The sequence below is a fragment of the Streptomyces sp. NPDC107528 genome, from assembly GCF_055639295.1.
This window is the reverse complement of sequence record NZ_JBVKAV010000004.1, coordinates 1-22,142: the sequence shown is the minus strand read 5'-3', so window position 1 is coordinate 22,142 and position 22,142 is coordinate 1. Positions and strand designations below refer to the sequence as shown.

23 protein-coding genes and 1 tRNA gene are annotated in these 22,142 nt (G+C 67.2%); 8 read left to right on the top strand and 16 right to left on the bottom strand.

What is annotated here, in order from left to right; genetic code table 11:
- Positions 1-73: 73 nt before the first annotated feature.
- Positions 74-147: transfer RNA gene (locus ACZ7L5_RS13695), tRNA-Thr, on the top strand.
- Between the two features lie 47 nt (positions 148-194).
- Here the strand turns inward: ACZ7L5_RS13695 and ACZ7L5_RS13690 are convergent.
- The 14 genes from ACZ7L5_RS13690 to ACZ7L5_RS13625 all read right to left on the bottom strand — a co-directional run bounded on the left by ACZ7L5_RS13690 (position 195) and on the right by ACZ7L5_RS13625 (position 10,984).
- Complete coding sequence (locus ACZ7L5_RS13690; protein ID WP_471516786.1) at positions 195-1,592, bottom strand: tyrosine-type recombinase/integrase; 1,398 nt, start codon at positions 1,590-1,592, stop codon at positions 195-197.
- Between the two features lie 65 nt (positions 1,593-1,657).
- A complete protein-coding gene (locus tag ACZ7L5_RS13685) occupies positions 1,658-1,861 on the bottom strand; it encodes a helix-turn-helix domain-containing protein (RefSeq protein WP_471516785.1) in 204 nt (67 codons plus the stop codon).
- Between the two features lie 478 nt (positions 1,862-2,339).
- Positions 2,340-3,815 (bottom strand): ATP-binding protein, encoded by a 1,476-nt coding sequence (locus ACZ7L5_RS13680; RefSeq protein WP_471516784.1) that lies wholly within the window; start codon positions 3,813-3,815, stop codon positions 2,340-2,342.
- 2 nt (positions 3,816-3,817) lie between these two features.
- Positions 3,818-4,696, bottom strand: coding sequence for a bifunctional DNA primase/polymerase (locus ACZ7L5_RS13675; RefSeq protein WP_471516783.1), 879 nt, complete (start codon positions 4,694-4,696; stop codon positions 3,818-3,820).
- Between the two features lie 89 nt (positions 4,697-4,785).
- Positions 4,786-5,079 (bottom strand): hypothetical protein, encoded by a 294-nt coding sequence (locus ACZ7L5_RS13670; RefSeq protein ID WP_471516782.1) that lies wholly within the window; start codon positions 5,077-5,079, stop codon positions 4,786-4,788.
- A gap of 19 nt (positions 5,080-5,098) precedes the next feature.
- Entirely contained in the window at positions 5,099-5,563 is a 465-nt protein-coding gene (locus ACZ7L5_RS13665) for a hypothetical protein (protein WP_471516781.1), read from the bottom strand.
- A gap of 203 nt (positions 5,564-5,766) precedes the next feature.
- On the bottom strand, positions 5,767-7,893 hold the full coding sequence (locus tag ACZ7L5_RS13660; RefSeq protein ID WP_471516780.1) for an FtsK/SpoIIIE domain-containing protein: 2,127 nt from the start codon (positions 7,891-7,893) through the stop codon (positions 5,767-5,769).
- A gap of 101 nt (positions 7,894-7,994) precedes the next feature.
- The gene (locus tag ACZ7L5_RS13655; protein ID WP_471516779.1) at positions 7,995-8,231 is read right to left on the bottom strand and encodes a hypothetical protein; all 237 of its coding nucleotides are present in this window, start codon (positions 8,229-8,231) and stop codon (positions 7,995-7,997) included.
- A gap of 65 nt (positions 8,232-8,296) precedes the next feature.
- Positions 8,297-8,467 (bottom strand): pRL2-8, encoded by a 171-nt coding sequence (locus tag ACZ7L5_RS13650; protein ID WP_471517331.1) that lies wholly within the window; start codon positions 8,465-8,467, stop codon positions 8,297-8,299.
- Positions 8,468-8,469: 2 nt separating this feature from the next.
- A complete protein-coding gene (locus tag ACZ7L5_RS13645) occupies positions 8,470-8,790 on the bottom strand; it encodes a hypothetical protein (RefSeq protein ID WP_471516778.1) in 321 nt (106 codons plus the stop codon).
- 1 nt (position 8,791) lies between these two features.
- On the bottom strand, positions 8,792-9,139 hold the full coding sequence (locus ACZ7L5_RS13640; protein ID WP_471516777.1) for an RRQRL motif-containing zinc-binding protein: 348 nt from the start codon (positions 9,137-9,139) through the stop codon (positions 8,792-8,794).
- The gene (locus tag ACZ7L5_RS13635) at positions 9,139-10,251 is read right to left on the bottom strand and encodes a conjugal transfer protein (RefSeq protein ID WP_471516776.1); all 1,113 of its coding nucleotides are present in this window, start codon (positions 10,249-10,251) and stop codon (positions 9,139-9,141) included. Before ACZ7L5_RS13635 ends, ACZ7L5_RS13640 begins: the two co-directional genes overlap by 1 nt.
- Entirely contained in the window at positions 10,248-10,694 is a 447-nt protein-coding gene (locus ACZ7L5_RS13630; RefSeq protein WP_471516775.1) for a Pycsar system effector family protein, read from the bottom strand. The genes ACZ7L5_RS13635 and ACZ7L5_RS13630 overlap by 4 nt, the downstream gene beginning before the upstream one ends.
- On the bottom strand, positions 10,691-10,984 hold the full coding sequence (locus ACZ7L5_RS13625) for a DUF6284 family protein (RefSeq protein ID WP_471516774.1): 294 nt from the start codon (positions 10,982-10,984) through the stop codon (positions 10,691-10,693). Before ACZ7L5_RS13625 ends, ACZ7L5_RS13630 begins: the two co-directional genes overlap by 4 nt.
- A 575-nt stretch (positions 10,985-11,559) precedes the next feature.
- On the opposite strand from ACZ7L5_RS13625, the gene ACZ7L5_RS13620 reads away from it, so the two are divergent.
- The 4 genes from ACZ7L5_RS13620 to ACZ7L5_RS13605 all read left to right on the top strand — a co-directional run bounded on the left by ACZ7L5_RS13620 (position 11,560) and on the right by ACZ7L5_RS13605 (position 16,074).
- Positions 11,560-12,354, top strand: a complete 795-nt coding sequence (locus ACZ7L5_RS13620; protein WP_471516773.1) for a GntR family transcriptional regulator — start codon at positions 11,560-11,562, stop codon at positions 12,352-12,354.
- A complete protein-coding gene (locus ACZ7L5_RS13615; protein ID WP_471516772.1) occupies positions 12,351-13,025 on the top strand; it encodes a YdcF family protein in 675 nt (224 codons plus the stop codon). Before ACZ7L5_RS13620 ends, ACZ7L5_RS13615 begins: the two co-directional genes overlap by 4 nt.
- Positions 13,026-13,265: 240 nt before the next feature.
- Entirely contained in the window at positions 13,266-14,348 is a 1,083-nt protein-coding gene (locus ACZ7L5_RS13610; protein ID WP_471516771.1) for a pentapeptide repeat-containing protein, read from the top strand.
- A 610-nt stretch (positions 14,349-14,958) separates the two neighbouring features.
- Positions 14,959-16,074, top strand: coding sequence for a hypothetical protein (locus tag ACZ7L5_RS13605; RefSeq protein WP_471516770.1), 1,116 nt, complete (start codon positions 14,959-14,961; stop codon positions 16,072-16,074).
- Positions 16,075-16,172: 98 nt separating this feature from the next.
- On the opposite strand, the gene ACZ7L5_RS13600 is transcribed toward ACZ7L5_RS13605, so the two are convergent.
- On the bottom strand, positions 16,173-17,039 hold the full coding sequence (locus ACZ7L5_RS13600) for an ETEC_3214 domain-containing protein (protein WP_471516769.1): 867 nt from the start codon (positions 17,037-17,039) through the stop codon (positions 16,173-16,175).
- A gap of 490 nt (positions 17,040-17,529) precedes the next feature.
- Positions 17,530-18,012, bottom strand: coding sequence for a hypothetical protein (locus ACZ7L5_RS13595; RefSeq protein ID WP_471516768.1), 483 nt, complete (start codon positions 18,010-18,012; stop codon positions 17,530-17,532).
- 99 nt (positions 18,013-18,111) lie between these two features.
- On the opposite strand from ACZ7L5_RS13595, the gene ACZ7L5_RS13590 reads away from it, so the two are divergent.
- The 3 genes from ACZ7L5_RS13590 (at position 18,112) to ACZ7L5_RS13580 (ending at position 21,957) form a co-directional block, all read left to right on the top strand.
- The gene (locus tag ACZ7L5_RS13590) at positions 18,112-18,651 is read left to right on the top strand and encodes a hypothetical protein (RefSeq protein ID WP_471516767.1); all 540 of its coding nucleotides are present in this window, start codon (positions 18,112-18,114) and stop codon (positions 18,649-18,651) included.
- Positions 18,652-19,548: 897 nt separating this feature from the next.
- Positions 19,549-20,934, top strand: a complete 1,386-nt coding sequence (locus ACZ7L5_RS13585; RefSeq protein ID WP_471517330.1) for a Tat pathway signal sequence domain protein — start codon at positions 19,549-19,551, stop codon at positions 20,932-20,934.
- Positions 20,935-21,060: 126 nt separating this feature from the next.
- Complete coding sequence (locus ACZ7L5_RS13580; RefSeq protein ID WP_471516766.1) at positions 21,061-21,957, top strand: glycosyltransferase family 2 protein; 897 nt, start codon at positions 21,061-21,063, stop codon at positions 21,955-21,957.
- Positions 21,958-22,142: the final 185 nt, after the last annotated feature.

Below are 22,142 nucleotides of genomic sequence, written 5' to 3'. Positions count from 1 at the left end.
GGCGGTACGGAGCACCCTCAGAAACTGTGTAGACTTACCGACGTTGCTGATCGCACCATAGTGCGGACAGCGCGCCGCCTTAGCTCAGATGGCCAGAGCAACGCACTCGTAATGCGTAGGTCTCGGGTTCGAATCCCGAAGGCGGCTCTGTGGAAGCCTCAGGACTCACTCGCCGTGACCTGGGGCTTTTGCTTTTAACGGATGCGGCGGCGGGCGCGAGAGCGGGCCGCGCGGCGGTCCCCAGTCTCAGTTCTAGTCTCAGTTGCGGACGCAGGGGCAGGCTCCGGGGCGGGCAGGAAGGTGTCTCCCATGCGGCGCATGGCGTCCTTGGAGAGGTGCGAGCGGCCCTTGACGTAACGGCGGGTCTGACTGATCTGGGTGTGGCGCAGGATCTCCATGATCGTGGGCATGTCGACCCCGAGTTCGTTGAGGATCGTGCCGGCGGTGTGGCGGCTTCCGTCGTAGAGGCGACGGTCTGTGATTCCCGCCTCGTCGAGGAGTTCCTTGAATTCCTCCCAGTCGGCGCGGGGATCGATAGGGCGGCCATCGGGGCGGGTGAACACGGCGTGGTGCTCCTGCCAGAGTTCGCCAGCTGCCTCCCGTAGTTCGTCCTGCTGTGCCTTGTGCGCGACAAGGTAGGGGATGAAGGCGGGGGGGATCGGTACGGGGTTCGTGCTCTTCTTGGTCTTGGGGCGGGTGAAGGCCAGTCCGCCGCCCTTGCGGTCGGGGCAGGTGCTCGCGTGCTTGACGCACGTCTTGGTGCACGGCTTTGGGCATCCGCGCTTGTAGTTCTTGTGCGTGGCGCAGTCGGGTGGGCAGGGCTCGAAGCGGTGCAGCCGTCCCCCGCAGGCGTGCGCGTTACCGCAGCCGTGGCGCCATGTGAGGCGCTGTAGCTGCCACTTGGGGTGGAACAGTTCGGCCGTGAGGTCGACGTAGGGCCAGCGCAGTCCCAGGGTCTCGCCTTGCCGGAAGCCCATGCCGACGCCGACGATCCAGCGCATGAACGTGGGCCGCTTGGCCGCCGCTTCCAGGAATGCCTTGGCCTCTTCCTGGGTGAATGGGTTCGCCTCGGTCTCGTCGATCGAGGGCGGGTCGACCAGGGTGGCGACGTTCTCGCCGATCATCCGGCGGCGGTGGGCAATCTTCAGGGCCCGCGACAGGATGCGGTGGACCTTGACGATGTGGGACGGGGCGTGACCGGAGTCGAGCATGGCCCGGTACATCTGCTCCAAGTGCTCGGGGGCGAGCTTGTCGATGCGGTGCTTTCCGACCCTGGGGACGATGTCGTTGCGGGTCTTGGACCAGTAGTCGTCCAGCGAGCGTGGCTTGAGCTTCAGGCTCGCGATGTCGGTCAGGTAGGTCGTCATCCACTGCTCTACGGTCGGTTTACGGCCGGCCTTTGGGGCGCGCCCCTTCTCCCTAAGGTTCTCCAGTTCGCGGACCTTGCGGCGCACGGCCGGTTCGGTGCGGGCCATGCGGTGGCGGCGGTCGGGGCTTCCATCAGGCAGCACGCCCATGGTCACGCGGCCGTGCCACCAGCCGTCATCGCCGAAGTAGACGGTCGATTCCAGATTCGACTTCCGGGGGCTCATGTGTGTTCCTCCACGTGGGAGGCGCCCCGAGCGGAGTGCTCGGGGCGCCTCTGGGTGTGCTCGGATCAGTTGGGCAGCAGAGCGAGGGCGGCAACGAAGGCTTCGAGTTCAGCGCGCCGGATTCGGCGCGCGCGGCCCAACTTGATGTACTTCAGGGCGCCTTCGGCCATCAGCTCGTAGACCGTAGACCGACCGAGGGCGAGTGCCTCGGCGGCTTCCTCGGGCTTGTACAGAAGCCGGTCGAGGGGGGCGGCAGTCGCGGTGCTCATCCGGGTGCCTCCAGGGCAATTCGTCTTCGCTTTCAGGGAGTTGCGCGGGGGACCTTGCCCGCACCTGTCCGAGGTGTGGATTTCTGCGTCATTGCGTCGCTAGCGTCATTCAGGCCTCTGACCTGCTGATTTAGGTGACGCTGGGGGCGAGGCCTGCGTCATGGATGCGTCATGCGCAGCGTCATCCGTGACGTGGCCCATGACGCAGATGACACAGGATGACGCAGGCGCGGCCGTCTGCGTCATGCCGGTAGTCGCAGGTCAGGTGCCGTTTTCAGGCTCGCGTGACGCAGATGACGCAGAGTCTTCCCTCTTAGGACAAAGAAGGGGGTGTCTGTCGTAGTGCGGTGCCGCTCAGAACGCGAAGAAGGAGCCGCTGCGCGGCACGTCCTTGGGGCGGCGCGAGCGCCGAACAGCAAGAGGAGCACCCCCGGCGGGGCGGGGTGGTGCTCCTCTTGCTTGTCCGCGTGAGCGTGGGTCAGAGCATCCGCTGCTGTCCGTGCGGGGGCGCCGGGGCAGGGCGGGTCATTTCCAGGTACCGGCCCTGACTGGTGCGGCCGGAGTCGATGAGCACACCCCGTGCGGCGAGGGTGGGCTGTAGGCGCTTGAGACGGTCGGAGAGCACCTTGCCCGTGGTCGGCCACCCCTTGGGCAGCGGACGGCAGTCATCGCCGCTGTAGAGGCGACTGAGGCAGGACAGCCACTCCGTGGACGTCATCCGCTGCGCCGTACCTGGCTCAATGGTCTCGGCGTGGCTTAGGACGGTCTGTGCCAACAGGTCGCCCTCGATGACGTCGTCGTTGAGGTCGTCCAGCCGGGCCCGATACGCGGCCAGCGCCCCGAGCCCCGTCGCCGCGTCGAACTGCGCGCACAGGTGCGCGAAGTCGGCCATGCGCAGGTCGGTGGGAGTCTCCGCCTCCGCTGCACGAACCCTGACTGTGAGGTCGAGCAGGGAGCCGAGCACGACGGGCAGAACTTCCTTGTACTCCGCCCACAGTTCCGCCTCGGTCCGTCGCACGCGGGGCCGCTCCAAGCGCAGCGGGAGGAGCCGTTCGGCGAGGTCGGGCCGGATGACGCCCACGTCGATCCCGGTGAGCAGCAGTGGGCGGCGGTAGCCAACGCGGAAGACGTCCCCGTCGGTGAACAGGGCCCGCTTGACGCTCTCGGCTCCGGTGACGATGCAGCACATCGCATCTGACAGGTCCGGCGACATGTGCGAGAGGTTGTCCAGCGCCGTGACCCATCCCGCCGCTACGGCCGCGATCAGGTTCTCTTCGTCCTTCGGGGCCCGGCGCAGGTCCCCGCTCATGCCCTCGATGATCCGGACCAACATCCGCCCGCCGGTCGACTTCCCGGCGCCCTGGGGGCCGGTGAGGAACGGGGCCGGGACGGGCACGGACGGACCGAGACAGCCGATCAGCCATGCGATGGCCAGGCACTCGTTCTCCGCACCGGCGAAGTTGCACAGCCGCATCAACAGATCGATCCCCTTGCCGTTCGTGTCCTTGACGGGCAGGGGCAGTTCACCGGTGAGCTGGGTGCGCCGCCAGCACACTTCCTGCGGGTCGGGAGTGAGGATGTCCCATCCGGTGGGATGGATGCGCACGGACTGCCCGTCATCGCGTCCCAGGTCCAGCCACGTTGCCCCGTCGAATCCGGGGGCGACACGGATGTGCACGGGCTGCACGTCCTCGGACAGCGCGAGCGCCTCGATCAAATCCAACGCCTCTTTCAGGGCCGATCCGTTGAACGCGCCGCGTCCGTCGCGGTAGAGGCCGACCATGAGTTCCTGACGGTGGCTTCCGGTGGTGCCCTGGGAGCGGATCGGCCGGGCGATGGGCTGGCCGTTGCGCTGCGCGTACACGGTCCCGTCCGGGGTGCGGAAGTACCGGAAGTGCGCTTGCGCGTAGTCGGTGATGATCTGGCGGGCGGGGTTCTTCTCGTCGTCTGCCATGGTCACAGTCCCAACGTGGTGAGGGCGTTGGCCCACGCGTCCGTGCAGTGCCGGGGCGTCTCGCCCTTGGCCTGCGCGGCGGTGAACAGCTTGGCGACATGCGTGTCCGTGAGGCAGCCGCACCGACCGTGCGTGGACAACACGGCGAGGAACGTCCGGTAGACGGTGGCGTGCACCGCTTCCCGGGCCCCGGTGATCTGCTGCTCCGCCATGGCAATCCCACGGTCCAGAAACACGGGCGAGCGGTGGCGACACTCCCCGTTCTGGCCTCCCAGGGGCGCAGAGAGGGTTTGTGGCGCCCTACGGGCCGTAGAGGGGTCCGTTAGTGCCAGAGCACGCACAGAGGCCGGGAGAGCGGCCATGGCGCCACGGCCCCAACTGAGCCAACGGGCATACCCCATAAGGGACTTGACGTCGATCCCCGGCCGGACCTTGTTGGCGGACGGCATGACGCCCTCGTACAGCCAGTGCTCACCCCGGGTCGTCCGAACGGTCCGGGTGGCGGGCAGAGTCCCGCGGGCCCACGTGATGGCGTCCGCGTTGTCGAGGTCGACCACGGTCACGCCGGCGCCGCCGGGGTGGTAGGCGACCGCCGCCGCCTGCCGCCACGCGGTGGCCCACTGGGGGGAGTTGAGAACGTGCGGGTCGGTGGTGGCGGCGGCCCAGCCGTGGCAGGGCTGCGGGCAGGAGCAGGGGCCGGGGGTCTTCATGTTCGGCCTGCCACCGCACGCGTTGCGCGCGCAGGTCGGGCAGTTCCCGAACGGGAGCTTCCCCGCCCGCAGTGGCAGGGGCGGGACGCCGGACGCTGCGAGGTGCAGCGCGGTGAGCAGGTGCTCACTCATGCCGCTGTGCACTCGCCGGATGTCGGTGGGTTGGGTCATGCTGGGAGACCTCCACAGGTCAGTCAGTGGCAGGTGGACAAGGGCGGCCCCGATTCATTGGCGTGAGTGGGGGGTCGCCCTTGGCGTCGCTAGAAGGGCGGTTCGTCGCTGTAGCCGCCGGGCCCCCACGGGTCACGGCCGTTGGCGCGGCGGCGGCGCAGCCAGCGGGGGCGGCGCGGGAGCGGCAGCAGGACCGTGCACCGGTTTTCGTCCCAGCAGGGGCAGGACACCCATTCGGTGCCGGCGTACTCGCCGTTGTGGTCGCCGTAGTCGTGGTGGTGACCGCCCTTGCCCTGGCAGTCCGGGCAGTTGGGGCGAGGGGTGTCGGTCAGGGCCAGCGCGCGGCGTGACCAGCAGACGACCTTGATACGGAGTCGGATCACGAGTGTTGACCTCCCTGTGTCAGCCGTAGAACTTGTTGCGCTTGATGACGGCCTTGCGGATGTTGACAGTGGTCTCGCCCTGGTGGCCGCTCGCGCTGAGCACCTGCACGGCGATCCATCCGCCGAAGATGACGGCGGCGAGAACGATGAGCTGAGTGATCAGCGCGGTCAGGGCAGCGATGAACGTGGTCAGCAGCAGCAGTCCGCCGCACACGGCGAGGAACCCGACGCCCCCGAGGGCGACGTTCACGGCCGCCCGGGAGACGGGCGGCTTCGCCGCAACGGGCTCCGGCTTGGCGGGCTCGATGGCATAGCCGGTGACGACGCGCCCGTCCGGCAGGACGACACTCGCCACGGCCGGGACGGTGCCCGGCTGGACGGGAACGAGCGGCGCCGACGTCATCACCACGGGGGTGATGGGGGTGGGCTGGTGGACTTCCACGGCCCTGTAGGCGGGGGCGTGGCGGGCAGGCTCGGGGTACATGCGGAATCCCTTCCGATGCCGGGTCAGGGAGGCGGAGGCACCCCCTTGCAGGGGCGCTGTGGAGGGGTTTCAGGGGTCTGACCTGGGGTGCCTCCCTGCCTCCCTGAGTGATCATTCGTGCAGGTCAGGGCCAGGGAGGCGGGTCAGGGAGGGGGTTAGGGAGTTCTCCCTGCCTCCCTGGCCCGGGCGGGGTCGGCTCCCTGTCATCCGGCGGCGGAAGCGGAACCCTCGTTGTCGCGGTTGGCGAGTGCGCGGGTGAGGCGGTCGCGGCTGACGACCATGACGCCGTCGGACTTGTACGGCTCCGCGCCGGTGTCGTTCAGCTCGCGCGTGAGATCGAGGAACGTCCAGCCGCTGTAGGTGTCCGGGCTGAGCGCGGCGAGCCGGTTGATGATCTCCTGCGTCCGCAGCCGCTTCGCATCCCCGAACACGCTGGCGATGTCGGCGAGCGGGTCGCGCTTCTCGCCGCGCTCAATGGAGTGCAAGGTGGTGACGCCGTCGCGCAGTGCCTTGGCCCGGTCGGCGATGGCATTGGCCGGGTCGTCGTCGATGAAGTGGGTGCGCACCGTGATGTGCGACTGTCCCTTGGGCATCTCGATGCCGTCGGAGGCGACCACCAGGGTTCCCTTGTCCAGTCCCTGGCGCAGCATGTGCGGGGCGGCCCCGTCCTCAACGGCCTTGTCCCCGAGCGCCATTGCCGACTGCGATTCGGTGCCCAGCACGAGTGAGGCGCGGGTGTGGGCGCCTTCGCGCACGAGCTTGGGAAGGTTCTCGTTGGTGGGGTCCTGGGTGCCCTGCCACATCAGCACGTCGACCACTCGGCCCTGGTTGTGGATCTCCCGTACGGCCATGTAGTAGCGGGAGGTGGTCTTGGAGCCGCCGTAGGGGCGCTTTTCCTTGTCCTTGGCCGGGCACATGAACGCCTTCTGTGCCTCGTCGACCAGGACGATGAGCGGCGGGAAGGTCGCGGACGGGTCGCGGCGGCGCAGCTCGATGCGGCGGTTCATCTCATCGACTGCGTCTTCGACCATCTCGGTCGCCTGGATGCAGTGGTCGTCCGAGGGTCCCTCGATCAGCACGTCGGCGATGCCGTTGAACATGCTCCAGTCCCCGACGCCCTTGAGGTCGGCGATCCAGAACTGAACCGACTTGTCCAGCGACAGCCACAGGGCGAGCGCGCGCAGGGCGGCGGTCTTGCCCTGGTTGGAGCGGCCGGTGACGAGCATGTGGCGCTGATACACGCTCAGTTCCGCCGCGTCGCCGCGCAGGTCCCGGCCCCACGGGGCGCGGCCGGTCTTGTAGTTCGCGGTCATCGTGTCGTCGGTGACCAGCGGGGACGGGCCGATCGGCTCGTCGAGCGCGCCGGAGTCGGCGATCCACAGCCGCACGGTGCGGGCGGCCTCGGGGATCGTGATGTACACCTCGTGCTCGTGCCGGGTGAGGTTCTCCGCGACCTTGCGCCGACGCTGCTGCACTTCGTTCGTCGACACCCCAGAGGGCAGCGTGACGTCGACCTCGACACCGCACCCGGCGATCGTGATCGGTCCGAGCATGGACGCGCCGGCGTCGCCCATCTCCTTGATGGCGTTCTTCAGTGGAGCGATGCCGAGGTCACGCAGGGCCTTGACCACGATCGACGGCGTGATCGGCTCACCCTCACCGGAGCGGACGTTCGCCGGAAGCGCCCACTGGGGTGCGGCCTGCTGCTTGCTGCCGACGGCCCACAGGGCGAGCAGGGCGAGGAACGGGCCGATCGAGAGTGCCGGACCCCACACCACCTGCACGATCCGGATCAGCAGGCCGATGAAGTCGATGGTCGCCGCGAGCGGCGTGATGACGTCCTTGACGTCGCCATTGTTGATGGCCATCACGACCCCGAGCGCGATCAGGGTCCCGATGCCCATGCCGGTCCCGACCGCGACACCCTTGGCACCCTCGACCGGGGAGTGGAGCAGGTCCATGCGGCGGCGGTGACGTGCGTCGCGGAAGCGCTGACCGCGCTCCTCCCACTCCTCGGCCAGCTCGTAGTTTCCCGCGGCTTCGGCGGCGCGCTGCATGCGTTCGTAGCGGGCAGGAGTGCGGGCGTCCCAGGTGCGGCGGGCCACGATCCGGCCCCCGTTGAACGTGTAGAGGCCGTGGCGGGCCACCGCGCGGACGGTGGTCTTGGTGCGCTCGTGGGTGGCGGCGGTCTTCACCGCGCGGCCGGAGCGAACCCACAGCGGCACCGGCTTGGGCGGCGCCGCGTCGGGGACCACGGTCAGCGTGGTCACGCTCGCCGGTTCGGCCGACGGCTCGATGTTCTTGTGCAGGTAAACGACGTTCTCGGACATGCTGGGGTGTCTCCTGACTGCCCCGAGCGGGGCGGGAGTTGAGAGAAGTGCCGGGGCGGCCGGGACCGGCAGGGACGGCCGCCCGGACGCTGAGGTGCGCGTCAGCGGCCCCGACGGGCCCGGTTCTCGATGTCGCTGAGCTGCGACGGCTGTGTGCGCGGGCCGTCGACCCAGCAGAACGGGCGGATACCGGCGGCGGCCTTGAAGACACGGATCGCTGCCCCGGGCGGGGCGTCCGGGAGGGCGTAGACACGCCCACCCGCGAGGGAGGCCAGCAGCCGGGCGCAGTGATGCTCGCACCCGTCGGCCCCCGCATTGAGGGCGTCCAGCACGGTCACGGCGACCGGACCGCCGCAGGGCGTGGGGTCTTCCGGGTGAGCGGCGGGACAGCGTCAGTCCATGCTCACCACCACTTCGACGCCTTCTTGGGCACGATGTAGGGGTGGCCGTTGACCATGTGGTCCACGCACTGCGGGCAGTCCTCGCGCGGCCGGAGGTGGCGGTGTGCGCGCCGGTCGTGGGCGTGCTGCCAGCACTGCGGGCACTCGCCCGGAGGCGTCTCCTTGGCGGGCATGGTCACCAGCCCCAACCGGAGGACTTCTTGGCGGCCTTGGCGCGGGCGGCCTCGGTGATGAGCCGCTGGCGCTCGCCGATCAGGGCGGTCAGCTCCGCGCTCAGCCGCGTCTCGACGGCGGAACCGATGGAGTCCATCCGGTCCTCCGCACCACTCGTGCTGCGGCCCCGGTGGATACTGCGGGCGCCACCGGCCATCGCACGGGTCATGTCGAGCCGTTCACGGCTGGTCAGCGGCCACCACTCGCCTCGCTTGACGGCATTCAGCTTGTTCGTCGTGCGCTGGATCTCCTTGTCCAGGCGGCGGATGTCGGAGTTGCCCATGTCAGGTAGTCCCTTCAGGCCCGGGCGGGCCGGGGTAGGCGCACGGCGTGCAGGTGCCGAGCGAGGTGGGGATGACGTATCCGGCATCGCGCCGGCAGGCCGGGCAGCGGCGGCGGGCGGCGTTGGCCTTGGCCAGAGCCGCCCACCGGGCCGGGGTCATCGGCCGTACCGGCTTCGCGCAGTCGATGCGGTACAGGTAGGCGACCAGCGGCCCCCGCCGCCGGCGCGGCCGCTCCAACTGAGCCGCCACACCCTGACCACCAGGCCGCAAGCCCCGTGCGCGCAGTTGGCGGCGGGTGGCGTAGCCGTCCGGGGCGAGGTGCCACCGGAACACCGGCAGCGTCGCCATCAGCCGGTCGGGGCGGCGGCCCGCTCAGCGAGCAGGGCATCCCGCAGCTTGCGGGCGTTCGCCGGAGAGGTGCGGATCGCACGGCGGATGCCTTCGCCGGTCACCTGCGCGTCCGGCCAGTCGGCCGTCGCCTTGCGTGCCTCATCGAGCAACTGATCCGGCGTCCGCTTCGGGCGGGGCGATCGGGCCGCGTCGGGCAGTCGACCGGTCGCCCCTCGCGGCCGGGCCGATTCCGCAGGAACACTCCGCCGTACCGGCTCCGTGACCGCAGGCTCGATCGGGGCGCCGATCGCAGGCACCGGCTTGAGCGGAGGAATCGACTTACCCAGGTCCACCGCGACCGGATCCGGCACCGTCAGCCGGGTCAGCGTGACTACCGGGTCCGGGGTCGATTCCCGCAGCTCAGCCATAGACCGTTTCATTACGGTCTCGGTCGATTCCTCCGCATTCGCGTCCAGTACAGGATCGAGGGCGGCGGGGGTGACGAACATCGACGCGAGCGCGGCATCCGCACCAGCTGTGACCCGATCGCGCTGCACGTCCAGCAGCCTCGATCCGAGCGCCACATCCCCAACACCGACCTTGCGCGCCAACCGCCACGACTTGCGCTCCGACCACCACTTGATGCGGTCGCTGGGGTGGTGGGTGGCGCGGGCGCGGTGGTAGGCGAGCGACTGCACCAGGTCGGCGGTGCGCCGCTCGTGCTCCGCGTCGCGGCCGTCGGTGTGGACCACGATGCGCCGGGCGAGGAACGCCATGCCCTCCGCAGAGACGGACATGCCCATCGGCGTCAGGGCATAGATGACGGTCCGACCCAGGTCGGGTGCGGCCATGGCACCCATGACAGCGGCCGCGGCCGGCAGCACCCACAACCCTGCCCGCACGATGCGCGGGGAGGACTGGCCCAGCATGGTCAAGCCCAACAGGACCAGGGCCAGCACGGCGGTGGCACCCTCACCAGCGGCGAGTGCACCGAGCGCGGTGCCCTTTCCGTAGGAGTGGCCGATGTTGCTGTACGTGCCGATCCCGCCGAACACGCCCGTGGCGAGCATCGGCACGAACGCGGCAGCCAGGACACTGATCTGAACCTTCGTCAGCTTGACGGTGGTCATCGGGCACCCCCGGCGGTGAGCAGGGCGGCGAGGATGAGCAGGGCCCCGCCGGTCAGAGTCAGGTCGACCGCGCGGCGCAGGCAGGTGAACTTGACGACCGCGAGCCGGGACAGCCCGGCAATATCAGCGGCCAGGTCGGTGGCGACGGCGGCGGTGATCTCCTCGGCGCTGAGGGTGGCCCACAGCGGGAAGCCGTGCCGGCCGCGCATGTTCGGCCGCGTCGAGCGCAGCAGCAGACCGGCCGCCCCGACCAGCAGCGCCATCCCGACCCCGCCCGCCACAACGGCGGGAACGGTCAGCGGCAGGTCGCGGGCGACCGTCCAGGTACCGGCGAGCACCGCGCCGACGAACGCCAGCAACAGGCCCGTCTTGGTGTCCGTCCGCGCGATCTCCGCCTTCACCTCAGCGTGCGCAGCCGTCAACGTGCGGTTGGTGGCGCTCACGCTCCCACCTCCGGCAGGAACGAGCCGTGCCCGGCGTGCTGCCGTACCGAAGTGGGCGCGTTCGCCAGGTCCCGGCGTGCGGCGAGCAGCTTGCGGCGAGCCCGGCGGATGCGCTGCGCGTCCAGCTCGTTCGGCGTGCGGTCGAGGGTGATGATCTGCGCGTCGAGCAGGTCGCGTTCCGCCAGGATGACGGGCAGCTCCTGCTCGATCGCGTCCAGCTCCGCATCCGTCGGCTCCATGTAGTCGGCGAACTCGGTAACAGCGTCCTGAACAGTGACGATGTGGCTCATTGGGTCGTGTTCCTCTCACAGGGGTGAACGGCCCGAACAGCACCCCCGGAGTTGGCCCTCCGGGGGTGCGTGCCGTTGTGGGTGATCAGCCGCGACTAAGCGCGGCACGGCCGCAGAACAGCGGCCGGAGCGCCCCGGGCGGGAGTCGATCCCGCGCCCTCACGGCTGGATGCCGGGGCTGGTGCGCGGGCCTGAGCCGCGCCGGACACCTTTTGCGGGAGGTGACAGCCCGTGTTGCGCGATATGGATCTGTGCCTCAGTCCCGCTCCTCCGAGGAATCGCATCTCGGTCTTTTCGCGCGGCGTGCGTGCCCTTGGGCAGATCCGTTCTTTTGAGTCGGCACGTGTCCCTGACGGGAGATGACCGACTGGTCTCCACTCGCCTCAGCCGGTGTGGTCACGGCCATCGTTCTGCGGTGGATCACGCTGTGGAGTTGTCTAAGCAGCCCAAAGAAGGCTCCTTCCGGCCACTGTCCTAGGACTGCGGACGGCTTGGAATGACGATGGCACGCTGTCCTAGGACTGTCAACAGTCCTAGGACTGTGGTTCACTGGTTCGCGTCGAGAGGAGTTCTGCGTGGCACCGAAGTGGCGCGAGCTGGCGGACAGGTTCGCGGAGCAGATCAAGGGCGGTCAGTACCCGCCGGGCGCCCAGTTGCCCCAGATCAGAGAGCTAGTCGAGGCCGGGGAAGGCTCGAAGGAGACCGTCCACAAGGCTTACAAGGCCTTGGAGGCTGAAGGCCTTGTGACGTCGACGCGTGGACACGGCACCGTCGTGCGTCCGCGTGCTGCTCTCAAGCGGCTGGGGATCGCCCGGTACGACAAGGCGAAGTGGCGCGATGGTGACGAAGTCGCGTTCATCGCTGACCGTGTCGCATCGGGACGCGCGTACAAGCGCAACGAGCAGACGCAGAATGTGAGCCGTGTCGAGGCAGACAGCCTCGTAGCGGAAGGGCTGGGTGTCCCAGTCGGCTCCGAGGTATACGCACGCGCCCGACTCGTGAAGGAAGGGGTACAGCCGACTCACACCCTGACCAGCTACTACAGGCCGGAGCACGTCGAGGGGACACGCATCGTCGACCCCACCCCGGGCCCCGCCGGCCGTGGCGGCGGATACCGGGTCCTCTACGACGCCGGATACGAGATCGACCACATGAGAGAGGCCCTGTTCGCCCGCGTCCCGACGGCGGACGAAGTGCAGCTCCTACAGCTCCCCGCCGGTGAGCCCGTAGTCGAGCTGCACCGCACCACGTTCACCGCAGATGGCACGGTGGTGGAGTTCGCGGTGGGCATTCACTCGGCTTCTCGCTTCGCGTGGGAGTACGACTTCAAGGTTCCCGACTCGGCACAGGACAGGAAGGGGCAGGAATGATCTCGGCACAGGCATGGGCGGATGCTCGACTCCTGTGGGACTACCACTTCATGCACCACGACCCACAGCCTTGTTCGGTGGCCGTGGGGCTGGGCAGTCACGACCTTGGTGTGGCTGACGTGACAGCGGAGCTGTACCACCAGGGCATGGCGCCGGTCATCGTCTTCACCGGGGCCACCAGCCCCACGACCAGGGCGCGCATGCCGCGCGGTGAGGCTGTCCACTACCGCGAGCGGGCGTTGCAGCTAGGGGTGCCCGATTCCGCAGTACTGCTGGAACCGCGTGCCACCAACACCGGCGAGAACATCGAGTTCACGAAGGCGGTGTTGGCGGAGGCCGACGTCAAGGTCTCGTCCGTCCTGCTCGTGACCAAGCCGTACGAAGAGCGGCGCTCGTACGCCATGATGCGCAAGAAGTGGCCCGAGGTCGAAGTGGTGTGCGCGTCCACACCGATGGGCCTGGAGGAGTACGCCGACTCCATCGGGGACGCTCGCATGGTGATCGACATGATCGCAGGTGCCCTGCAACGAGTGCTCGTTTTCCCGAGGTTGGGTCTGGCCATCGAGCAGGATGTACCCGACACCGTCGTTGCCGCTTTTGAGCGGCTGTGCATCGAAGGCTTCACCAGCCGACTCATGCCAGCTGACGTTGCTCCCCGCGCCGGCACGTGATGCCAGGGCAGGCAGCAGCCCACCTTGAGCTTCGCTCTGCACTTTCCCTGCCTCATCAAGGCCCGCGCACGGCGCGGGCGTACGCCGCTTCAGCGGCGCGGCCTGCCTGCTGCCTTCGCCCCGGCTGGCCGCGCCCTGCAGGGCGCTGAGGACTTCGGGGCATGAAGACACCCCCGTGGTTGGGGCAGCCGAGCTCAGGTTTCAACTTTTCGAGGTCAGCACCCTGCGGCACGAAGCAGGATGGCTGCCATGAAACGCGCGTGCAAGATCCTCGGAGCGGTACTGGTCGCCCTGATCGCACTGATCGGGGTCTGCGGGTACGGGTGGCTCCTTTGGAGAGGGCCCTGGTACTTCGACCGGCCGCACCTTCGGCAGCGTGATCTACAGCCAGCTGATGGCGTTGTGATCACGGGTTTCCGCACCATGCTGGTCGCCTTGGGCGCAGGGATAGTGACGACTATCGGCCTTTGGTACACCAGTCGAAACCACAAGCTGGCACGAGAGCAATTCACACAAACGCAAGAACAATTCAGACTCGCTCAACAGCAATTCGAGCATGCACAAGAACAGTTCGCACACACCCAAGAAAAGGACCGCGAGCAAGTAGAGATTGCACGCGAAGGACAGGTCACGGATCGCTATGTCGAGGCGATCAAGCTTCTTGGATCAGCCAACCTATCTGAACGACTAGGAGGGATCTACTCGCTTGAACGAATCATGAATGATAGTGCACGTGACGCTAAAACCGTGATCGAAGTTCTGGCAGCTTTCGTTCGCAGCAATCCCTCAATCAACACCGAGGACGCGGGCGACACGGAGGTTCCGGATGGAAAAGCGTCGGAGGATGCTCAAGCAGCAATCACCGTATTGGCCAGAAGACCAGAGAACACGAAGTCTATTCGAGTCAATCTCGTCGGCGCGAAACTGAAGGGACTCCAACTCGAAAGTGCCGATCTGAGAAGGTGGGATTTGAGATCGGCAGACCTATCACAGGCAAATCTGCAACACGCTCAGGCTGCTGGGGCGCAGCTTGAGGATGCAAACCTCACTGGCGCTTACCTGTACAGAACAGATTTGGAAGGCGCTTACTTGAACAACGCAAAACTTACCGAAACCAATCTATGGGGCGCCAATATGCGCGAGGCAACTCTATTTCAAACGGACCTTTCGAAGTCTTTTAACCTCGGCCGCCAGCAGATTCTCGAAGCTCATATCGCGTTCACTACCACGCTACCCAATGATATTGAACCTAACGAGGAAATCGAACAGCACATGAGTCAAGGGGAATGGGTGGCTAACAGCCGAGACCCTTATAACGTATAGAGCGACGGCTTCGGCAACCGCATGCAACACGATGCCCGCCGTCTCGCCGCAAGAAGGGGCCGGCCAAGGAGCCCCCTCCGATAGTGGCCCTGCACTGCTTTAACGCCTCGCTACTTCCATGCGGCCCACGCGCCTCGGTGGCTGCACCGACGAAGAAGACTGCGAAGCCACTATTCCTCGAACAAGCGCTCCTGCCCGTCACTGACTCGCAAGAAACGGTACTCAGTCGACCGAGCTCGACCCATCCGATCCGTCCTTCTGCCTGTGCCCGAACTGCCACGTAATGCTCGATGCCGGAGCCATCGTTATCAAAGATGACCTCACGGTGACCCGCGGCGGCCAGTCTGCCGGCGTCCTCAGGACCGACCCGCGGCACACGATCGACCTGGAGTGCGTCCGCCACCACCGTGATCGCTGGCGTCAGTAGGCCATGGACGCGTGGAGGCGAGCCGGCAGTGGAAAAGTGGCACTTGACGGAGGAGACAGGGATCCGCATCGTCCCGACCGGCTCCGCCCCGGCCGAGCACGCCCGCGCGCACCGCGATTTGCCGATAGGCAGGGTGGCGGGGAGTCTCCCTGGATAGCCGGTATTTGACGGATTGGGGAACACATGAGCGACACCGAGCTGCCCGTGCCCACTGAGGGGACCGATCCGCCGCAGCGCGAGGCGCTCGACGACATCGTCCCGCACCCGGCGGCTGGCTCCGAGACAGGAAGTGGCGAACTCCCGGACCCGTCGACGCTGCCGGCGCTGAAGGCCGACATCCAGGCTGAGGTGCAGGACTTCCACTTCCCCCCGCTCACCAACGGCCTTGATTTCCTCGTCAGTGCCGTCGAGTCACTCGCCGCGGAGGGCGGTCCCGCTCCCCGCGAGCTGAAGTATGCGGTCGTGCATCTTCAGATCGCGGCCGAGATTCTGTTCAAGGTCCGCCTGGAAATGCACGACCCCGCCCTCGTGTGGACCAAACCCCATACGTTCGACAAGGTCAAGCACAAGGCCGGCGACTTCAAGAGCTGTGGAATCGAGATGGCGCTGAAGCGTCTTGGCGAAGACGTGGAGATCGAGAGTGGCATCGATGCCAAGGACCCGGGTCTCAAGGCTCTCGGCGATCTCCGCAACCGCATCGTGCACTTCGGCCACCAGGACACCGCCATCGCGGTGCAGACCCGGACCGTCCCTGTGCTCGACCTACTCGTTGGCTTCATCAGCGCGGACGTCCTGCCGCACGTCGACACGCCCGCAGACTCTTGGGCTGCCGAGCAGCAGATGGAGAAAGTCCGCGCGCAGCTGCAGCACCTCACGGATTTCGTAGCACACCGGCGGGAGTCAATCAGTGACCGGCTCGACGGTCACGAGCGCAGCACGGTGGCCTGCCGCTCTTGCGGTCAGTACGCCGTGGTCCTCGACGGCGGAGCGATGGACCTGGAATGCCTGTTCTGTGGGAAGACATACGGGACCGGCGTCGATGCTGCCTGGGAGTACATCGGCGAAAGTCAGCACGTGACCATCAAAGAGGGAGGGGACGACCTCGCCCAGTGCACGTCCTGTGCTGACGCCGCCGTGGTCGAAGTCCGCGCGGTGTCTTCTCCCGACAAAGCCGTTTTCATCTGCTTCCGATGCGGCTCGGAACACGAGGGAATCTGTACGTATTGCGGATGTGCCGGATACCTCACCTGGGCAGATATGTGCGAGGAATGCCATGAGGTTCGATTGGAAAACTTCTGACTTTCGGGCACCTAGTGCGAGTCGTTGATCGTGATATCAGGTCGCCCCGGCTTGCTGCCGCTGATGGCTGGCTAGAGCGGACCTGGTCGCGGCTTGCGTCAATGGATGGTGGCGTTCTCGTCATCGAAGGTGGGTCCAATGCTGAACCCCTTAGGGAGGTCACACAGTTCCAATCTAGGCCCTAGAATGGTAAACGTAGTAACTATGGCTTTGCGGCGCATTCGCGCAATGTCTGGCGACTTCGTAGTCTCATAGACTCGCCAGCTATGATCAGTATCATTCTCGCAGTAGGGTCGCCAAGGGGGGCCCGAACCGAACCCGCCGAAAGCGTTAGCGAGACCAAGCGCATGTGTTTCGCCCACACGTCCTCTACCGGCAAGGCTATCGGTGATGATGTAGGTGATATTGTGCCCAGGTGCGGAACCGGGCAAAGCTTCACTGTATCGGTAATCTGGCCCTGCTTGTGTGAAGGCGTTCACAACATGTGGCCCTTTTGGCCATACTTCGGCGAACGTAGACGCTCCCAATCTATCCTCGTCTCCTGGAGGAATCACGGGGCGGAAGTCGTGTGAGTGTGTCGTTACCGAGTATCCTTCCACTGTTCCCTCTCTATTAGTGATGGCCTCGACTGCATATTCTTCGTGCATCCACAGTAGTTCACGCCACCCCTCGCCGATGGCCCTGTTAATTGTCGCTTCACTACCAAGTGTTTGCTGAAAATATTCCACGGTCGCCCCGAGGGGAAGCTTCGAAATCCTCTCCTCGTCATCCTCTTTTCCATCGCCGCCAATCCAACCCGCGAAAAGGGACAGAAGGAAGGCCGCCAGTGCGGTAAGGCAAGTCACAATTAGAGCGCTAGAGATTGGGTGGTTAAGGAAGGGGTGGTGATACCAACGCCCTTCCTCTTCGCCCCCACTGTTCCGGAGGCCGTTCCGTCCCCTCCGACGCCTCGAAGCTCCAGTCATGTGACCCAGCGTGCAGGTTTTCGGTTGTGCTCTCCTCGCATGACACGCGTCGTCTACGCCCTTGCGCTTCGCACCTGGGTGGCGTTTCCCCTTTACGAGCAGGAACAGCGAACTGCGACTGGAGTATTGGAAGGCTTGAAGCTATCCTCGCCCAGTTCTCGCGCTGGCCGGTGCTAGAGGCGTAGTGAGTCCTGCCCTCGGCATTACTCAGGCTCGGCGCCGTCCTTGATCATCTGTGCTAAGACGGCAGGTCCCTGACGTAGGAAGCGAGCGCTGCCTCCCCAGGCGTCCCCCAGTAGCGGCGGTCTGAGGCGAGGCTGCTGGTCACAGACGGTGGGCGGAGCCCGCTGTAAGTATGCCGAGGGGTTCCTTGTGTAGCGCACAGGATGGGGCAGCCGATATCGAGCACGTCGTTTCTACGCCTGCTCGCACGTGTGGTGTCCCACCTGGCAAGGGCAGCCCGATTGCTCACAGCCGATCCGCAGGCACTTCACCTCGGCACTGACAGCGCGAATGGCGTTGTCTGGCCGTCCCAGGTCACATAGATCGCCGTCGGGAGCGGCAGACCCATCGCGGTGACGATAGCGAATTCATGGCCGTCGCCCGCTTCGATCGTCTCGCCGTTCGGCAGATCTCGGCACTGGTCCGGCTCGCCGGCCCGTACGGTCGTCACGTTGACGGCTGGCCCGGTGCCGTAGTTCCGCACGATGTACAGCACACCCTTAACGTGATCCACGCGCAGTACAGGCTTGGGCCGCGCCGCCTCGGCCTCAGCGCCCCGCCGCTCCTGCGCCTCACGCCGCATCTCGGCAAGCGTGGCTTCGTCCGCCGCTGCCGAGCGCCGTGCCGCCTCCGCAGAATCCTTCGCCGCCTGCACCGACTCCTTGCTGTGCTTCAACGCGACGCCGCTGATCGCGGCCGCGGCGACAGCGACGACAAGAGCAGCCCATGCAGGTACGTCTCCCCAGTTCATGGGCCGGACGATAGCGGAGGCTGCTTGAGAGCCCTCGCGGCCGGCACCTAGCCGGGGTGGGCAGCCCGTGTAAGGACTTGAAACGGCATCATGTCCCGCATGGATCAGGGGGATGCTGCAGTATGGGCGGCAGGACTTGGAATCGCGGGGACGCTGGCGGCGGCGTTGGTAAGCCCGCTGCTCCAAGCCCGGACGACGCGCCGCCAAGCTCGAGAGCAGGAAGCGATTGACGTCCGTCACCGCCTGCGAGACGAACGCCGCGCGGCCTTCGCCGCGGTATTGGATCACGGGGAAACCGTTCAGAGGGTGATCGACGACGTTCTCAATGCGCACCGATCGTCTTCGGGCGGAACCAGGGAGGTGACGCAAGACGAGTGGCGACAGGTGTCGCTGGCTCTCGACGCGTTCAAGCGGGCGGCGACAGACGTCACGATCACCGGTCCTGAGCACGTGGCTGAACTGGCAGAGAACATGTATGCGGAGGCCCTGCGGCTGTCGATCGCCGCGCGTAGGCTCGCTAGTGCAGGTGGTGAGGACGCGCGTTCCCTGCGGATCATGGTCGATGCGTCTAGCCGGATATCCACCGCTCGCAGGGAATTCGTCACGGAGGCCCAAAAGTTGATGGCCCCCCCTGACTAATCGCTCTGCTGCGGGGCTCTGCTTCCTGCGATCTACGATGCGCCCATGGGCCCGATCAACTGAGGCGATGCCCCAACCTGGATAGCCGGCGCATTCGCAGCAGTGGCCGCCTACTACGAGCGCGGCACCCTGCGCAGCCAGCAGCAGCAGATCAGCGAGCAGCGCGTTGCATCTCGACTACTGCGCTCCCTGTGACGTGATGCCCTGAGCGGCGGTGATTGTGCCTACGTCCGGCTCTGGTGATGATCCGGGGTCGGAAGGGGAGAGTTCGTCCCCCCAGGCATCCCCCAGAACGAGTGCACACTCCTGTTCCGCCAGTTCACAGTCAGCCGAGCCAGCCCGCTGTAAATCTGACACCTACTCTTCCGGCCGCAAGGGAGCCGTACGGCTGGGCCAGTCTCAGTTTTAGTCTCGATTGCCGCCCAATCCGGCACAGTACGCGCTCGTCCATGGACGTCCGGCACGTCGCCTGACCTGCAACGCGAGCCCTTTGGTGGACGCCCATGGACCACTGCGGACCAAGATCGGACAGCTCGTAATGCGTAGGTCTCGGGTTCGAATCCCGAAGGCGGCTCCATCAAACCCCAGGTCAGGTAGTCGTCGACCTGGGGTTTTCTGTTGCTCAGGGCATGGCGTGTCGCACGGCTGGGGTGCCGTGGGGTGGCAGTTTCGATCGTCCGGGCGGTACCGGTCGAACCTGAGCTGCCCCGGCCAGTAATCCGCCGGCCGGCCGGGGCTCTCCCACGTCAACTGCTGGAAAGGTCAAGGACATTGACCCGCCTCACGCACACCAGCAGAATGAGCGCGCATCCTTGAGAGCGCTCTCAGAGGCGAGGGAGACCCATGACCGGCACGAACGGCATGAACCGCATGAACGGCCTGAACCACATGGACGACATGAACCGCATGAACGGCATGCAGGGGCCGGCGCTCAGTCGTCGCGCGCTCATGGGTACCGGGCTGGGCCTCGGCGTCGCGGCCCTCGCGGGGACCGGTGCCGGCGCCGCCCAAGCCGCGCCCACCCCATCCCCTCGGCGGCGGGGGCTCACCTTCCTCACCACCGCCATGGACGCCCACCCCGACCACGGCCCCACCCGCCTCGCCCAGAGCTACACCGACCAGGCGGGCCTCTTCAGTACCGCCTTCACCTACGACAACGCCCTCGCGATCCTCGCCCTCCTCGCCGCCCGCACCGCCGACGGGCGGGAGCGTGCCGTCGTGCTCGGGGATGCGCTGCTGTACGCCCAGCAGCACGACCCGGTGCACGACGACGGCCGGCTCCGGCAGGGGTACAACGTCGGGCCGTACACCTTCTACGACGGCTCGCGGCAGCCGGACGGGTTCGTGCGGGCGGACGGGTCCGTCAATGTCGGGACGCAGTTCGGGTTCACGGGTACGGCCGTGGGGGACATGGCGTGGGCCGGGATCGCGCTCAGTGCGCTCGCGCGGCGGACGGGGGAGCGGCGGTTCCTGGGCGGTGCCGTGCGGATCGGGGAGTGGATCGAGCGGAACGGGCGTACCGATGAACCGCTCGGGGGGTACAAGTTCGGGGTCAACGGCGCCGACGAGAAGTTGCCCTTCACCTCCACCGAGCACAACACCGACCTCCTCTGCCTCTTCGGCCGGCTCGCCCGGCTCACGGGGGAGAGGGTGTGGCTGGCTCGGCGGGCGCGTGCCGAGGACTTCGTGATGAGGATGTGGGAGCCGGACGGAGGGTTCTTCCACACCGGCACCAATGACGGGGTGACCGTCAACAGGTCGCCGATCCCCGAGGACACCCAGACCTGGACCCACCTCGCCCTCGACTCCCGCGCCCACGCCCGTTCGCTGGACTGGGCCGCGCGCGAACTGGCCGTCCTCGACCACGCCGGGCGGCGCAACAGCACGGTGCCGGCGGGGCAGTCGTACGACGGTGTCACCTTCAGTTCCGCAAGCCTCCTCGCGAACGAGGACGTCCCGATCGCCGACTCCCAGCCCAGGCCCGACCGCAACGGCGTCTGGTTCGAGGGGACCGCTCATCTCGCGCTCGCCCTGCGGGAACGGCGCCGACGCGGTGACGAGGCGCGTGCGCGGCGGCTGCTCGACTCCATCGAGCGGGCCCAGGATCTGCTCGGCGGGGGTCAGACCGTCGGTGGGCGGGCGCTTCCCGAGCGGGCGGGCGTCGTGTCGGCCAGCAGTCCGCTCGACACGGGGTTCGGGTTCGGGTACTACCCGTATCGGCACGTGGGGGCGACCGCCTGGTACTTGATGGCGGCCATGTGTTCCAACCCGTTGCGGGTCTGAGCCGGCCCTCGCCCCGAGGCAGGTAGCCCGCCGATCGCCCTGCGAGAAGGAGAAATTGAGACGTCCTTACCGTGAACCACTAGCATCTCGGCGGTAATCGCAGCCGGGACGAGGTGAGGGCAGGGTATGACGGATCCGAGGATCGCTGTCGCCGTGGTGACCATGGGGAACCGCCCCGCCGAGGTCGACGCGCTGCTCGAGTCCGTGGCCAAGCAGGACCTCGCCCCCGCACGGATCGTCGTCGTCGGCAACGGCTGCCCGCTGCCCGAGTTCGCCGCACGGCTCGGGCTGCCCGGTGAGTTCACGCCGATCGAGCTCGACGAGAACCTCGGCTGCCCGGGCGGACGGAACGCGGCCCTCGCCCGGTTGCGCGACTTCGGGGACGTCGACGTCGTGGTCGAGCTGGACGACGACGGACTCCTCGTCGACGCCGGCGTGCTGCGGCGGGTGCGTGACCTGTACGCCGCCGACGACCGGCTCGGCATCGTCGGCTTCCGCATCGCCGACGAGCACGGCGAGACTCAGCAGCGGCACGTGCCCAGGATCGGCAAGTCGGATCCGCTGCGGGGCGGGTACGTCACCGGGTTCCTCGGCGGCGGGCACGCACTGCGTATGGCGATGCTCGCCGAGACGGGGGACTGGCCCGCCGAGTTCTTCTTCGCCCATGAGGAGACCGACCTGGCCTGGCGGGCCGTCGACGCGGGCTGGCGCATCCTGTACGCGCCCGAACTCCTCCTTCAGCACCCGAAGACCTCGCCCGCCCGGCACGCCATCTACTACCGCGTGAACGCCCGCAACCGGGTCTGGCTGACCCGCCGCCGACTGCCCCTCGCGCTGATTCCCGTGCATCTCGGGCTGTGGGTGCTCCTCACCCTCGTACGCAACCGCTCGTCGCTCGCCGGCCTGCGCGCCTGGTTCGGCGGCTTCCTGGAGGGCGTACGGGAACCTGCCGGTGAGCGGCGGCCCATGGGGTGGCGCACGGTGTGGCGGCTCTGCCGGCTGGGACGGCCGCCGGTCATCTGAGAGCCAACCCCAAGGGGGGCGACATGGCCACAGCGGGCCGGGGAGGGGGAGTCGGTGGGAGGGGATGGGGACGCGGGTCCCGGTCGTTCACCTCCGCCGACCGGGACCCGCATACGTCCCCGAATCCGGCCGCGGCGGCGACACTCCCCCGAGTTACGCGTCGTACGCGCGCACCGTCGGGCCAG